This is a genomic window from Sinomicrobium halophytocola, from assembly GCF_052983395.1.
In genome coordinates this window covers 35,814-50,175 of the sequence record NZ_JBRKIT010000002.1, presented here as the reverse complement: position 1 = coordinate 50,175, position 14,362 = coordinate 35,814, and the positions used below count along the sequence as shown (strand labels likewise).

Genomic DNA, 14,362 nt, shown 5'->3' with positions numbered 1-14,362 from the left:
TGACCTGAGTGTCTTATTACTGTTTATATGTGCTTTTATGGTATTTCTACATCTTCCTTATGCTCCCGGAATACAAACTCATATTGGTGATTTTCCTTTAAATATTTTGCAGCTACTTTTTTGATGTCTTCCGCATTTAACGAACGGGCATATTGCATCACTTTTGTTTTAAGTTTCGGGGTGGACGTATATCTGCCAAAAAAAAGTGGATCCTCCAAAACGATATCTTTTGCTTCCATATCCAGCCCATGATCTTTGATGTCGGTTATCATGGCTTTGCACTGCGATCGTATCCATTCCAGTTCGTCATCCAGGGCATCCACATAAACAGTAAGGCTATACAAAGCATCTGCTTTCGAATACCGACCCTCCAGAGTTTCATTATATACACTTGCCCCTTTTATAAAACGGAGTTCCCGACCGACCTTAGGAAGTAGATATATATTGATCATATCCATGATAACACGGTCTTTCCAGTTATCCTCTGGAATCGGAAACACATAAGATAACATATAAGGTGTGGTATAGAGTTTGTATCCCGTCTTCATTTTATCGGCATAAAACGTGTGGTAAACAGGCCCTTGGGGTAATTCAATAACATTTTTGTTAAAAGTATTGACTGTTGGACAAGACGTGCAATCATCAGCAGGTAAATTTCCCAGGTATTTTTGCAATAAGGGTAAAACCTGCTCTTTTCTGTACTTGCCCTTGATTACAAATGTAAAATCAGAAGCATTACCAAAAATAGCGCTATAACATTCCATAGCCTTTCCATACTTCACATTTTGCTTTTCGTAAAATTGCTCTGTACTCATTAAATTGGTTGGAACTTTAAAGGCTGCAACTCCCAAAAAATTCGCGATGGCATTTGTCATATCCCTTTTCGGGGATACTTTTTCCGTTATTTTATCGAAATAACGCCTTCGAATTTGACCTTGCCATTGTGCAAACACCGAAGGATCTTCCCTCGGTGAAGTGAAATACAGATAAACAAGTTGCAGGTATTTTTCCAGGTCTTCGAATTTTGCCCTTGTGCTTACTGTCGAGGTAGCATCATTAATTTGTAATTGTACAGGTTCGGTATTGAGGGGAAACGCTTTTCCCAATTTGTTTCGAAGTGTCTTTCTATTAAAGACACCTGCACCACTTAGTTTAGCAATTTCCGGGGCACTGATTGCGGAATAATATTCGTCTTCCGGGAAACAGGACGCTCCCCTCGGGCTGGTTCCGATAATAGAGATACTCCCGGATGCATTTTTCTTAGGTTCGTCCCGGTCAAGTATTACCTTTACACCATTATCCATTTTCAATACCTCTAATCCCGTATCCGGGTCCTTTCCCGCCTTCTTATATCCTTGCTCTTTTAATTGTTCTACTTCCTTAGCACTCATTAAGGGAGAATTTTTTTCGCCGGACGGGGTTAAGGATGCCATATCGATGGTTTCTTTCCGTTCAACAGGTTGTTTTATAGCTTCTTTGATCCATCCCCGTACCTGCTTTTCTGTATAGGATAACGCAGGATGTCCGGCGGAAGCTGTAATATAGATGTCATCCGGCATGACGGAAAAATTGTCCTGCAAATAGATGTTGATGTCCTTCAGGGAAAGGTTATCTATCCATTGTTTGGTCACTACATTTTTTTGTGCAGGTAGGAGCTCTCCATATACAAAATGGTTTTTCAGTTGCTCTTCCCAATACTCGCTGCTGCTGGTCTCTTTGGCTGTTATGCGATTTAGCATCACCTGCTTTTGCTTGTCCCACTCCTGTGGTGTAAATCCATCTTTCCGGAGTTGTTGCAGTATGCTGGCTACCCGCTGGATATTTTCCCGTTCCGTCCCCGGTTTGTTGTCTATTGCTGGCATTCTGCAATAAGGATAATCTTTATCAGGAAATTCCATCTCCACGGTCGAACCCTTTTCGAACGTCCATGAAGGTACTCTCTTTTCCTTGAGTCGCTGGAAAATCATATTGTACATGGCCTTATACAGTTGTTCGTTAAGCCATTTTTCTTTGGTGTCCAGGTGCTTATGGAATTTTTTCACCCGGAAAAACAGGGATATTTCAGAGTTTTCCTTATTCCAGTCGGTAAACCGGCCTAATTCCATCCGTTGCACGGTCTTAAACCTAGGAGGAGCGGAATGGTAAAAAAAGCGTAAATCAAAATCATCCTTTTTTGCTGTCGCTTTTGGAATCTTACCGTATAAAGCAATAAGTTGCTGTTCCAGGCTATCCATATCCCGGATATTACCGGTGATAACCAATCCCATACGATCCGGACGGTACCAGCGTTGGTAAAATTCACGTACTGAAGTTACGGATATACCTCCCATATCATAAGTGGTCAGCCAACTTGTATACGGGGTTTCTCCATCAGCATTAAAAAATATTGCGGCATCCCTGACACTCTCATTAATAAACCTGTTTAAGCCAAATCCTTGTCCCTTGTAAAATGTTTCCTGCCTTACGCAACGGGCCTCACGTAAAACAAGTGTATCTTCCAACTCCATACTGGAAATATTGGCGAACCACTGTAGACGATCCTTTAAAGATTTAAAATCATTGCCCTGAACGCTGCTCCAATATGGAGTATACATACGGGCTGTAAGAGCAAATGTAGTACCACCTGATTTCTTAAATGTTGCATCGTTTTCCGAATAGAATTTTCGATAGCCTTCTATATACCCAAAATGCTCCAGTAAATGGGCATATTGCTCGGTTTCCCATAATCTTTCATTAAACCTACCGACCTTTACATAAAATCGCAAACTTATTTTATCCGTATCACCGGTCGGTTTTAAATAATAGGCAAAGCCATTAGGCAAACGCCCCATGCGGATACCTTGATCCAATGCAACCGAGTCCTGTACAGCACTCCCGGTATGGCAGGAGGTAAACGAATATAAAACCAGACAAACTAAAGCGAGTGGGCTTAATGGTATTAAAGATTTCATCATATAAACAGATTTTGTTATTAATCTAATTTCCATACCCATCATTTTGGGTTAAAAAGGGGTTTTTCAGGCGTTCTTCTCCCGGAATGGGGTATAAAGCATCAGTATGCTGCCAGGTCGGGCTATGACCAAATTCGGTATTCATTTTACCTGTTCGTTTTAAATCCAGCCAACGGTGCCCCCATTCGGCAAACAACTCTCGTTTTCGTTCTATTACTATAGTGTCTAACAAAGCTTGCTGCTCCATGTCAGGATTGCTGTCGGCTAATAAATCAATGCCCGCCCTTTCCCGAATACGGTCCAGGTCTGAAATAGCTTCTGCCAATTTATTTTGCATGGCACGGGCTTCGGCCCGTATCAGGTATTGCTCAGCCAGGCGCATTGCCATACTGTATTGATGGGTTTCTCCATCATTGTCAAACCGGTACTTTTCTGTAAAATAGGCATGTTCCGTATCCGTCATAACCTCTCCAATCCATAAACGCCGTTTATCTAAAGCAGCTAAGGAACTGACAAAATCATCAGATAGTGCCGTATTACCTGTTATGGTGGTGCCGGTACTATTAACAAGCAACACAAAATGGTTCGCCTCCCTGGGAACAAAATCATTGACCCCATCAGGTGCAATTTGCCATATGGCTTCCTTACTATTTGTCTGAAAAACGTCCTCCGGGTTAGCCTCCAAACCGTACAAGCCGGTACGATCGATCACCTTACTACTGAAAATTTCTGCATTTGCCCAATCTTCCCGATAGAGATATACCCGTGCCCGCAAAGCCTCCGCCACAGACCGGTTCACATAGTACCTCTCGCCATTCGTATACTCCGTTTCTTCATTTAGTAGTAAGACTGCCGCATCCAGATCGCTTTCGATCTGTTGCCATACCTCCTCAGCGGGGTTGCGTGGAGCAACGGCATTCATGTGGTAGTCAGAGGTAAGCAAAAGAGGGACATCCCCGTAAAGATTGGCTAGGTAGAAGTAGGTGAATGCCCGTATAAACAGGACTTGCCCCCGAAGATTTTTACGTAATTCATCACCGATATTAGCGTCTTCCAACCCTTCCAGGGCGCGGTTAACCATATAAATCATATTATATGCACTACTCCATATATTAAGGTTAAATGCCGCATCGGGAGTATTCATAGAAAATAATTCATGCTGGTCAAAAGGAAGATAGGTGTCTGTTCGTGCAAAAAGCAGATCACCGCTCATTGCTCCTAATAGCGAAACTCCATAAGTGGAGAAGTTGGCTACATATAACTGATTATAAATACCTTTAATAGCAGCTATGGTCGTTTCTTCCTTACTGTAGACATCTTCGGTAACCATCTGAAAATTGGGAGAGTCGATATCTACAAAGTCTTCACAGGATTGCAGGCAGGATAAAATGGACAGGCCAATGATCCCAATAACATTTTTTTTCTTCATTGTCTTTCAATTTAAAATGTGAGTTGTAATCCGGCAGATAACATACGTAAGGAGGGTAGCGTAGCTACTCCCCCACTTTCCACATTAAGCCCCGGGTAGGAAGTCATGGTCAACAGGTTTTGTGCAGTGACAAACAACGACCCTCCACTCATGCCTATGGCCCGAATCCAGGACTCTGGCACATTGTATACCAATGACACATTTTTCAGTCTCAAATAGGACCCATCTATTGTATTGTAACCGGAATATAAGTAGTAGCTATACTGTGAACTATCAGTAGCATCCGGGTTTAATTCCCCGTTTTCCCACATTTTATATTGCTCAATGGCATAGTTTTTTGTATTGCCCGCGGGTAAAGGATTAAACAAAGAAGAAGGTCGTGGAGCCTGTCTTTTTACAAAATCCAATTGGACGTCTAATTTCCACTGTTTATAAGACAAACTATTGCGAAGTCCCCCGAAATATTTCCTCGACCGGTTCTGAACCAGAATACGATCAGTATTATCTATTCTTCCATTCTCATCGATATCCGTAAACTCAAATTGTCCTGACTCATTTTTCCCTATATATTCATACAAAAAAGTAATGTTCAGGGGTTCTCCAATACGGTACCGGGAAGCATAAGGGGTCAACGCTATATCCGGAAAATCTATTAATTCGTTTTTCGGCAGGCTAAGGTTAAAAAAGGTTTCCCATCGAAAATTTTTATTCCTAATAGGTATAACAGAAAATTCCACTTCCCATCCTGTATTCTGCACTGTTGCAGGCAGATTGGACTGAACACTGGAAAACCCGGTCATCGCAGGTAATGTGTACCCTACTAATTGGTTGGAAGAACGGTTGCGATACCAGCTTAGTCCAAGATGCACACGATCTTGTAAGAATCCAAGTTCCAAAGCGGCTTCCAGCTTTTTGTTCTTTTCCCAGGCGAAATCATCATTATACAGTTGGGTAGGATATAGCCCCCCTGGGGCAACGGTTGCCTGGTAACTGTCGATATATTGATAATCGCCGATCTGATCATTTCCTGTAATGCCATAGCTCCCTCTGAATTTACCAAAGCTAAGCCAGGAGCAATGTTCTTTGAACAGGGATTCTTCGGTGAAAATCCAGGCAGCGCCTACTGCACCAAAGTTGGAGAAACGCTTACCGGGGCCAAAACGGGATGAACCATCCCGCCGGCCGGTTAAGTTCAGGTAATATTTTTGTTGCCAATTATAACCTATCCGCCCAAATACAGCCTGGTATTTGTATTCCTCTATGCTGCCTCCCAGGCTAAGGGTATAGTCAGCAGCGGAAAGATCCCCTGACAAGGATTCATCGACAAATCCACGTCCGTATGCTGTTGTAGCGGTGTTTTCGTTACGTTGAAAAGTAGAACCGATGAGTATATCTAATTTTCCCTGAAATAAATTGGTGCTATAGGTTATTTGGGGCTCCACAATCCAGGAAGTCCTTTTAGCATGGTCAATGGATGTGGCTGCCAGGTTATTCCCTACTCCCCGCTGAGAAGGGGCAAAGTACAATAAACTGCGTTTTGATACGGCTTCCCTTCTATTGGCCGTATAGCCCATACTGGCCTTAAAAGTTAACCCTTTCCATATATTGTAAGATACCGTGAGGTTAGCTACCAGGTTATTTACATTGCCTTCGGTCATTTTATATTTCGATCGCAGGGGATTATAGATACTGGAACTACCCACTTTTTCCCATTCTTCCCAATGGAAGGAACCATTTTCATTATTTATCTTTGGAGCAATCGGAGGGAGGTAGATGGCGTTCATAATATCGGCTGTGGGAGTCGATCGTGTTTTGTCTATACCATAGGTGCCGGAAAATTGCAGGTTCCACTTTTTAGTATCGGAGGTATGGTTAATCTTTACGCCAACAGTTAATTTTTTATAGTCAATATCCACGGGAAATACAGTACCCTGACCGGAGTACCCCCCGGTTAACCTGAAGGAGGTGTTACCGTTTCCTCCGGAAGCAGAAACATTGATGTTGGAGAATTGGGCAGTCCCACCAATGAGCTCGTCCTGCCAATCCGTATACCGGGAAGTATCCCAATTCAACAAATCCCGCGCGTAAAAGGAATACAAAGGGTGGTCCTCATCAAATCCACTGTTATTTAGATAAGCTTTGCGAAAAGTTACATACTGTTCTGAGTTCAGTAACTTTTCGCGTCGTTCTACCTGGCCAATCCCGGAATACCATCTCGCTTGCACCTGTGTTTTTTGTGCTTGCGCTCCAGCCCTTTTCGTGGTTATCAACACGACACCATTAGCCCCCCGGGAGCCATAAATAGCTGTAGCATCTGCATCTTTCAATACTTCAATGCTTTCAATATCAGACAGGTTTAAGGTGCTTAAAGGGTCAATTCCCACTCCATTTTGTATTAAATAAGATTGGCCTCCCAACAACGTATAATCACTTAATGGTTCCGAATAGATGGGTACACCATCTATAATATACAATGGATAATTCCCTTCATCCCTCAAACTATTTGTCCCTCTGATCCGTATCTTGGGAGCCGCCCCCGGCATGCCGCTAAACTGGTCAATCTCCACCCCGGCCATTCGCCCCTGCAACGCCTCTATAGGACTGACAATCGGCTGCAACTCAATCTCCTCGGCAGTAACCTTAGCAATACTCCCCGTACGTTCCCGTTCCTTTACCGTATAGTACCCTGCATTCACCGTAACTTCATTCAATGTGGTAACATCTTCGTCCAGTTGTACATCAATATTGGTTTGCCCGTTTACGGGGATTTTCATGGTTTTAAACCCGATAAAAGAAAAGGTGAGGGTGTCCTGTGGTATCGCTGTAATGGTATAAGTGCCATCAAAATCAGAAATCGTCCCTTGTCGTTTTCCGGATATTACAATGTTAACACCACCTAAAGGCTCCCCGTTACTGTCCGTTACTATTCCCGTAATTTGATATTGAGCAATAGACTGAAAGGGTGGTGAAGCTATAAGCGATACAGGTAGGCTAAGTAAAATTAAGGCAATAGTAATGGGGCACCAGCAGGGGAACCCCGCTAATGTCGCGTGTTTCATAATTTAAATATTTTGAGTGTTAGTGTATAAAGTGGCTATACCGCAGGCTGCGCAAATCTTGGCATAGCGCGTTATTTTTAAAGCGAAGGTTTGTTTGGGTTGGGGTGATTATGGTTTCTATACATCATAGGCCTTATTTTGAACGGTTAGACCTTCTATAATGATCTTCGACATCTTTAAAAGGCATTGTTTGTTTGCCTCTTGCTGATTGATAATTTTCCGCAAGACCTCCGGCGAGGGGTTTACTTCTAGCAGGTAATCCAGAATCTCATCGATAAGATCATTTCGCGTACACTGTAGTGTTATAAATTGCTGAACCTCGGCTATCCAGCGACGGGGCACTATGATGGTTTCAGTCATTGGTATAGTTTAAAGGGTTGCTAAAATTGGTTTCCGGGGGAAAAGTTCTCTCCTGAACATGAGTACTTTTACCAAAAATCCTATATCTTGCCTAAGCAAAATTTTAAAATACGGAGTACAACCAAAACCGGGTTTCCCCCTATACTCAAAAAGATTAGCAAATTAGCGTTGCCAGGCAGATGCTGTTTAAGAACAGTTTATACCGGGTTTTTCGGTTTCTTCCTGAAAAGCAAATAAAATATAGTTATTCGAACATTTCTTAAAAAGATTGACATAATTTAATTGGTCGGTAGTTAAAGTGGCATATGAATTAGATTGATTTTAGTAATAAAACCAACCTATCTATCAATACCTAAAGAATCCAGCACAACATTCAATTTGCCTACTAGCCTTTTATATTCGTTTTGTATTTCATCGGCTAACAAGGAATTTCCCTCTCCTTTCAAACAAGTTCGAATATAGCGTGTGGTTACATCATACCGTTTAGCAAGTGTATTTACGATTTGAGTATTATACTTTCTCTTCATTTTTGCGTAAATTTGTTTCTTACCTTTTTAGTTCCAATAAAAGGAAAAATGAGTTTTGGTTTGTATGTGACAACAAATATACAAACATGTTTGAAATTAAACAACTATTATTCAAACATTTTTGCAATTTATGGATTTACCAAAGGAGAATAAAAGAATTAGAGAGTTAATTGATTATTATCATAAAGGAAATGTTTCAGCATTCAGTAATGCTATTGGCGTGGACCATCAAAGGGTACAAAGGTTATTCTCCATAGATAAAAGAAGTAATAAATACCCCAATGCATCTTTTGATATCATTCAAAAAATTATTCTTAAATACTCAGAAGTTAATTCAGAGTGGCTATTGGTGGGTAAGGGTTCCATGCATAAAGAAACCTCAAAAGGTAATGGTTGCAAGGAAAAAGTAAAAGAATTGGAAAAAAGAATTGATCTTCTGACTGAAGCTAATGAAGCACTAAAGGAAGTAAAAGATTTTTTAAAAAAGAGAGTTCAAGAGCTAGAATCAAAGAAAAAAACTTAAACCAACACCTATAAGTCAACTTATTAGACAATAAAATATGCCAGATATAAAATTAAAGTCCTTTACAATAAAAGGGTTTAAATCTATTAAAGCTATAGAAAGCTTTAAGCCAAAACCGATTAATGTCTTGATTGGTCCGAATGGTTCGGGCAAAAGTAATTTTATTTCGTTTTTTCGTTTTTTGAGTAAGATGTTAGACTCGGATGGAAAGCTACAAGAATATGTGTCTTTCCTTGGGGGGTCTAATGATATTTTACATGATGGGACAAGTGTAACAAATTCTATTGATGCTTATATAGAAATTGAAACAGAAAGCGGTTATAACGAATATGAATTTAGTTTAATGTTTGCTAAACCGGATAAGTTAGTTTTCAAAAAAGAAAATTATAGGCATACAGAAGGTAAATCCGTGAAAAAGGGTGATTGGATTTCTTGTGGTGTAGGACACGAAGAACCGAGATTAATTGAACTGTCTGACAAGTCAGCTCTTGTAACTCTTAACTCCCTTAAAAAATTGGTGGTATACCAATTTCATAATACCAGTGATACCTCCGCAATGCGTTTAAAATGGTCTTCAGCAGATGGCCGTTGGTTAAAGCAAAACGGAGAAAATCTTGGTAGCTTTCTCTTTCAGTTACAAAACGAAGAAAGAGTGTATTATCAAAGAATAGTAAGATACCTTCGTTTAGTATTGCCCTTCTTTGATGATTTTGAGCTGTACGAAGAATTCGGGCAAGTGCTTTTGAGATGGAAAGAAAAAGGCACGAATAAAATATTTAATTCCGGGCAAGCTTCGGATGGTATGCTCAGATCGATAGCACTAATAAGTCTTTTGGCCCAAAATCCAAGAGACCTCCCTACCGTGCTATTTCTGGATGAACCAGAACTTGGTCTTCATCCGAGCGCCATAGACGCTGTAGCCGGATTAATAAAAGCAGCTTCTACTCATTGTCAAGTATTCATAGCTACACAATCTATAAGCATGGTTAATAATTTTGAACTGGATGACATTGTTGTTATTGAGCGAAAAGGAAGGGCTTCCGAATATACCAGACCGGATGCCAAAGCACTAGAAGTATATTTAGATGAATTTTCTACCGGCCAAATCTGGGAAAAAAATATCATAGGAGGCAGACCATGAAGTTCTTAAATATTATAGTAGAAGGAAGTACAGAAGAAGCATTTGTCAATGATGTTTTAGTAAAACATTTTGCTTCATTAAACATTTTTGTTTCAGTACGAAAAATTACCACCGGATGGTCTAAACATAGTAATAAACGACATAAAGGTGGTCTTTCACGGTACAACTGGTTAAAAAATGATGTAGTCCGATGGATACAATCAGATCGAAATAAGCCGAATACCTGGTATACCACGTTTATTGATCTATACGCATTCCCAAAAGACTCTCAAAGTCCATACACCGAAGATATTCAAAATATACCAGACCATTATGCAAAGGTCAAAGCATTGGAAGAAGCCATTGGAAAATCTATCAATCATCCGAATTGTATTCCATACGTTCAATTACATGAGTTTGAAACTTTTCTGTTGGTTGATCCAGATCGGCTCTTCCTCATGTATCCAGATAGTCCAACCGGAATTGAAAGACTCAAAAAAGATATAGGAAAAACAGCCCCCGAAGAAATTAACGAATCTCCGCAAACCGCACCATCAAAGAGAATCATCAAATATATACCTACTTATAAAGGTCAAAAAGCGCAAGTTGGCCCTATGGTAGCTGAAGATATTGGTTTATCATTACTTAGAACCAAATGCCCACATTTTAATGAATGGATTACTAAGCTGGAAAATCTCTAAATACTTATACCTATCAAATACAGTTTACCATAAAAATTATGTATTAGGATCCTATTCCTTCTATAATATAGCAATCAATACAGGTGACACGATTAAAAATGTACGGAACGCGGTCTACTCCGATCGTAGTTTGGAACTAAAGAAAAAATACAAATTGGAAAAGCGGACCAATTTAGGAGTATTTATGCGGGAGAAGTCTGAGGGAGGAAACACTTTTGAAAAGATTCAAGCCAGGACAGGTATAGAAAAACAACGATTAATCAATATTTATTTCAATACTGGTGCAACTGAGCCCTATGAATTTCTGCTTATCGAAAAAGCAGTAGGAAAAAAACCAGGTGAAATGATGAAAGCTTACGTTGAAAAATATCCTGTAAAGAAAAGTAAGTAAAGGGCTTAAACCGTATTATTTTCAGCTTATAAAAAAATCCCGGCTCAGGCTTTAGGTGAGGCGAAAGAGAACGTTGGGAAGAGTGAAAGAATGGAAGAAGCTTAGTCGTCGTTAGCAGCGAAAGGGTTAAAGTATACTCTAAACCCGATTCCAATAGCGCCCTTACCTTCTTCACCTCTAAGGCCTTTTACATTAAGGCCATCAAACAATTCCCGGATATTCCATGCACTATAATGAAGGGTAAGGGCAAAAGAAAGTTTATCAGTGTCAAAAATGTGTCCTTCAGCCCCTATTCCAAATGTAAAATAAGATTGCCTTTCCTTTTTTTCATCCTGTTCTACCCGGCTATAATATTCTCTGGCATCATCTATTACATGATAACTTGCCCTGACAGATGTAGATGCAATGGAGTATTTGGGCAATATCAAAAATCGAAAATCCTCATCGCCAAATGCAAGTTTTGGAGTTATACTATATGTCCAACTATCAAATTCACCGGAAGTGATACTTTTAGAAGGCATAGCGTGATTTAATTGCCCTGAAATTATACCTTCTACATCCGCTTCTTCATATTCAATATTTCCGGTAAGGTATTTTACTTCGATTTCCGGGGCTATAAAGGACACAGAAAACAATTCTGTCCCCACAAAAAAACCTGCATAACCGCCATCATCCCGAAAAAAAATATTTTTATTGTTTAACTCCACACCAGTATAGAATCGGGGTGGAGTTAATGTTTGGCTTATTATCGGAGTGGTTACTCCCGATAATAAGAAGAGGAAGCAGATAAAAAATATTCTCTTATTGGCTTTCATTACAGATTAGAAAGTATATCCTATTCTAAGATGAAAATCCATCATCACTCCGCTTTTATCGAAAACAATATTACTTTCATCAAAATTATGATAATAACCTATTCCTATCCCCGCTTCATAAGTAAAGTGTTCCCCGAGAGTTCTTCTTAACCCCCATTTTGGAATAAAAGAAATTTGCTCCGTAGTATGCACTCTGTTTTTATCTGACGCAATGACAAACCAATCCGGAAAATATTTCATTCTTAGCGTTAAAAAATTACCACTGTTCTTGGCATAGGATCTTCCCTTTCCATTCCGTTTTTCCAAATTGTAATAATACCGGGGTTCTAAAGTAATGGAAGGTATTAACGCCATCCCTTTGTATACTCCTACGGCTTGGTAATACTCGCCTGACTGAAAACCTGCATCTAAGCCAATTTCACTCCGTAAGGAAATTTTTGAGGAAAGTTTTGCTTCATTATGTACCCATATTCCAAGGAAGCCTGTTTGAATACCAAAAATAGATTTTTCTATGCTAACCTCCTGTGCTTCTATATGTATAATAGCTAAAAAAAAAGCAAATACAAACAAATAATTTTTCATGTCGAATTTAGTTAAGTAATATTTATTTTTCTTCCCGGAATCCCATTTGTTTACCTTTATATATTCTCCCATCCCTTCTCGCAACACCATAAAAATCAATTCGCACATCTTTATACTTTTCTGCACCAAAATCAAATTTTTCAAGCCCGCCATCTCCAAATACAAAAGTAAATATCGCATTCTTGTCAAAAGTATGTCTTATTTTGCCTCCAGAACTTTGCTTTACTTTCCCTATTTGCATAAACTTAATTCTTTCCTTAGTGGGGTCGTAGGCAGTAGCCGTAATATTAACTTTACCTTCCTTAAGATCCTTCATCAAGCCGGTCGCTTTTAATACGTCTGGAATTCCCTTTTTTATCAATTCCCCTACTTGTTTGTTCAACTCTTTTCCTTTTATACCCTGAAACTTATTATCAAACAGATATAATTCTAATCCATCAGGTAAATAAGCCTCGTTCATAAAAGGCCAGCCAGAAGTTTTTGGTTTATAGTCCCTTACTATGGTGCCATCTGCCTTATAAGTCACTCCCTTATATTTAGCAATAACACCCTGCTCTTTAAGAGCATTATATCCCGTCATATTCATCGGAAAAGTATACTCCGCATAATTAATACCTAATTCTGTATAATCTACCGCATCTGATTTCTGCCAACCCAATGTATATTTTTTTTGATATTTTACCATAACTCCAATGGACGAATACACGAAATAGTTTTGATTCCAGAACTTTACTTTTACTCGTCTTCTACTATCAAAATAATCATGGCAAGTTTCAGCCTCCCCAAACACTTTTTGCCATAAACTTTCACCTTCAATAGCACAAAACCCTAAACCTTGCTTTATTTCATGGGGAAGTTTTGAGGGAATATTGGAACCTGTGTTTGTTGGGGGAGTAAACGTGCTTTGTCTACATACATACCGATGTGTCATTCTTCCATCAATAATTTCGCTAATAACCTGTGTACCATTTGGACAATTCATATCCTGAGGCTCAGGTGGTACTTTTGATGATGTATTACTTTGCTTGGTATTTGTATCCCCATTTTCCAACCCATTAAGATAATCAAACAGATATTGCTCATCTTCAATTGTACAGCTATATGCCCCCTGCTAGTAAAAACATGCAAAGAATCTCCAACATAAATAGCACGGTCTTCGTTCAATACCGCTGCAAAACTGGGGTCTGCAATAATTTCATCATCCTCATCCAGTTCTTCCAACAGTATATTTGAATCCCCACGGGAAGAAAGTATATTTTTTGACTTAGAAGCCAATCTATCCCTTTTTCTAATCAGAAATTCATTATAGGCTTCTGTTTCGTTTTCTAAAAAAATAGGAGTCAGCGGTCTAAATCCTTTTTCTTGTAATGTCCTGATCTGTTCAGTGAACTCTTTTTCACTACTATTATCAATAAAATCTTTAAGTTCTTCCTTGCTACTAAAGTGGAGTTTGTCCTTTTGTATTGAAAAACCAACACTTCCACTTGCTTCTGTTTCATGTGATATACTATCGTCTTTTGAACAAGAATAAATTGAAATGGTTAGAATAAACAAAAAGGAAAATCTGAAATTATGTAATAAGGTAATTTTCTTCATTGCAAAAATTGTTTAAATTGAACTCGTCTTGAGTTGTTGTATTTGAGCGAAAAGTCATGCTTTTGTTCATTAATGAAGTAATTTTGGATCCCGATTTTATCGGGAGCATAGCAGCGCTACGGTTCGAGAAAATTACGAAATTAGGGGGCAAAATGATGATTTTGTAGGTAATAGAACAACTCAGGACAAGTTCATTATACATAATACTAAGTGACTGTTTAAATTTTATTTTTTTCGCCCTCTTACACTATATTATTCCGAAAAAGGAAAACGGGTGACAAAAAATCGAGAAAATTTAAACAGTTGAG

At 39.2% G+C, this 14,362-nt stretch carries 12 protein-coding genes; 4 read left to right on the top strand and 8 right to left on the bottom strand.

The genetic code is table 11. The features are described from left to right. Nucleotides 1-35: 35 nt before the first annotated feature. From ACVBDY_RS00775 to ACVBDY_RS00760, 4 genes are all read right to left on the bottom strand, one after another. The gene (locus ACVBDY_RS00775) at nucleotides 36-2,954 is read right to left on the bottom strand and encodes a M16 family metallopeptidase (RefSeq protein WP_447173570.1); all 2,919 of its coding nucleotides are present in this window, start codon (nucleotides 2,952-2,954) and stop codon (nucleotides 36-38) included. Nucleotides 2,955-2,976: 22 nt separating this feature from the next. Next, on the bottom strand, nucleotides 2,977-4,380 hold the full coding sequence (locus ACVBDY_RS00770) for a RagB/SusD family nutrient uptake outer membrane protein (RefSeq protein WP_447173569.1): 1,404 nt from the start codon (nucleotides 4,378-4,380) through the stop codon (nucleotides 2,977-2,979). Between the two features lie 11 nt (nucleotides 4,381-4,391). Further along, nucleotides 4,392-7,439: a SusC/RagA family TonB-linked outer membrane protein gene (locus tag ACVBDY_RS00765; RefSeq protein ID WP_447173568.1), complete on the bottom strand. Its 3,048-nt coding sequence runs from the start codon at nucleotides 7,437-7,439 to the stop codon at nucleotides 4,392-4,394. Nucleotides 7,440-7,556: 117 nt separating this feature from the next. Further along, a complete protein-coding gene (locus tag ACVBDY_RS00760; protein WP_447173567.1) occupies nucleotides 7,557-7,799 on the bottom strand; it encodes a hypothetical protein in 243 nt (80 codons plus the stop codon). 657 nt (nucleotides 7,800-8,456) lie between these two features. On the opposite strand from ACVBDY_RS00760, the gene ACVBDY_RS00755 reads away from it, so the two are divergent. The 4 genes from ACVBDY_RS00755 (at nucleotide 8,457) to ACVBDY_RS00740 (ending at nucleotide 11,061) form a co-directional block, all read left to right on the top strand. Further along, nucleotides 8,457-8,849 carry a hypothetical protein gene (locus ACVBDY_RS00755; RefSeq protein WP_447173566.1) on the top strand — a complete coding sequence of 131 codons (393 nt, stop codon included), beginning with the start codon at nucleotides 8,457-8,459 and terminating at the stop codon, nucleotides 8,847-8,849. Nucleotides 8,850-8,886: 37 nt separating this feature from the next. Next, nucleotides 8,887-9,990: an AAA family ATPase gene (locus tag ACVBDY_RS00750; protein ID WP_447173565.1), complete on the top strand. Its 1,104-nt coding sequence runs from the start codon at nucleotides 8,887-8,889 to the stop codon at nucleotides 9,988-9,990. Beyond that, nucleotides 9,987-10,670 (top strand): DUF4276 family protein, encoded by a 684-nt coding sequence (locus tag ACVBDY_RS00745; RefSeq protein WP_123216752.1) that lies wholly within the window; start codon nucleotides 9,987-9,989, stop codon nucleotides 10,668-10,670. Before ACVBDY_RS00750 ends, ACVBDY_RS00745 begins: the two co-directional genes overlap by 4 nt. A 154-nt stretch (nucleotides 10,671-10,824) precedes the next feature. Then, nucleotides 10,825-11,061 carry a hypothetical protein gene (locus tag ACVBDY_RS00740; RefSeq protein ID WP_447173564.1) on the top strand — a complete coding sequence of 79 codons (237 nt, stop codon included), beginning with the start codon at nucleotides 10,825-10,827 and terminating at the stop codon, nucleotides 11,059-11,061. Nucleotides 11,062-11,162: 101 nt separating this feature from the next. Here ACVBDY_RS00740 and ACVBDY_RS00735 read toward each other — a convergent pair whose 3' ends face one another. The 4 genes from ACVBDY_RS00735 to ACVBDY_RS00720 form a co-directional block, all read right to left on the bottom strand. Continuing rightward, on the bottom strand, nucleotides 11,163-11,687 hold the full coding sequence (locus ACVBDY_RS00735) for a hypothetical protein (protein WP_447173563.1): 525 nt from the start codon (nucleotides 11,685-11,687) through the stop codon (nucleotides 11,163-11,165). Between the two features lie 195 nt (nucleotides 11,688-11,882). Continuing rightward, a complete protein-coding gene (locus ACVBDY_RS00730) occupies nucleotides 11,883-12,458 on the bottom strand; it encodes a hypothetical protein (RefSeq protein ID WP_123216814.1) in 576 nt (191 codons plus the stop codon). A gap of 22 nt (nucleotides 12,459-12,480) precedes the next feature. After that, complete coding sequence (locus ACVBDY_RS00725; protein ID WP_447173562.1) at nucleotides 12,481-13,509, bottom strand: hypothetical protein; 1,029 nt, start codon at nucleotides 13,507-13,509, stop codon at nucleotides 12,481-12,483. Next, nucleotides 13,437-14,054: a hypothetical protein gene (locus ACVBDY_RS00720; protein ID WP_447173561.1), complete on the bottom strand. Its 618-nt coding sequence runs from the start codon at nucleotides 14,052-14,054 to the stop codon at nucleotides 13,437-13,439. The genes ACVBDY_RS00725 and ACVBDY_RS00720 overlap by 73 nt, the downstream gene beginning before the upstream one ends. Nucleotides 14,055-14,362: the final 308 nt, after the last annotated feature.

Bases quoted from the DNA above. Each gene is read 5' to 3' on its own strand.
- ACVBDY_RS00775 (WP_447173570.1), bottom strand. From the start codon at position 2,954: ATGATGAAATCTTTAATACCATTAAGCCCACTCGCTTTAGTTTGTCTG.
- ACVBDY_RS00770 (WP_447173569.1), bottom strand. From the start codon at position 4,380: ATGAAGAAAAAAAATGTTATTGGGATCATTGGCCTGTCCATTTTATCC.
- ACVBDY_RS00765 (WP_447173568.1), bottom strand. From the start codon at position 7,439: ATGAAACACGCGACATTAGCGGGGTTCCCCTGCTGGTGCCCCATTACT.
- ACVBDY_RS00760 (WP_447173567.1), bottom strand. From the start codon at position 7,799: ATGACTGAAACCATCATAGTGCCCCGTCGCTGGATAGCCGAGGTTCAG.
- ACVBDY_RS00755 (WP_447173566.1), top strand. From the start codon at position 8,457: ATGGATTTACCAAAGGAGAATAAAAGAATTAGAGAGTTAATTGATTAT.
- ACVBDY_RS00750 (WP_447173565.1), top strand. From the start codon at position 8,887: ATGCCAGATATAAAATTAAAGTCCTTTACAATAAAAGGGTTTAAATCT.
- ACVBDY_RS00745 (WP_123216752.1), top strand. From the start codon at position 9,987: ATGAAGTTCTTAAATATTATAGTAGAAGGAAGTACAGAAGAAGCATTT.
- ACVBDY_RS00730 (WP_123216814.1), bottom strand. From the start codon at position 12,458: ATGAAAAATTATTTGTTTGTATTTGCTTTTTTTTTAGCTATTATACAT.
- ACVBDY_RS00720 (WP_447173561.1), bottom strand. From the start codon at position 14,054: ATGAAGAAAATTACCTTATTACATAATTTCAGATTTTCCTTTTTGTTT.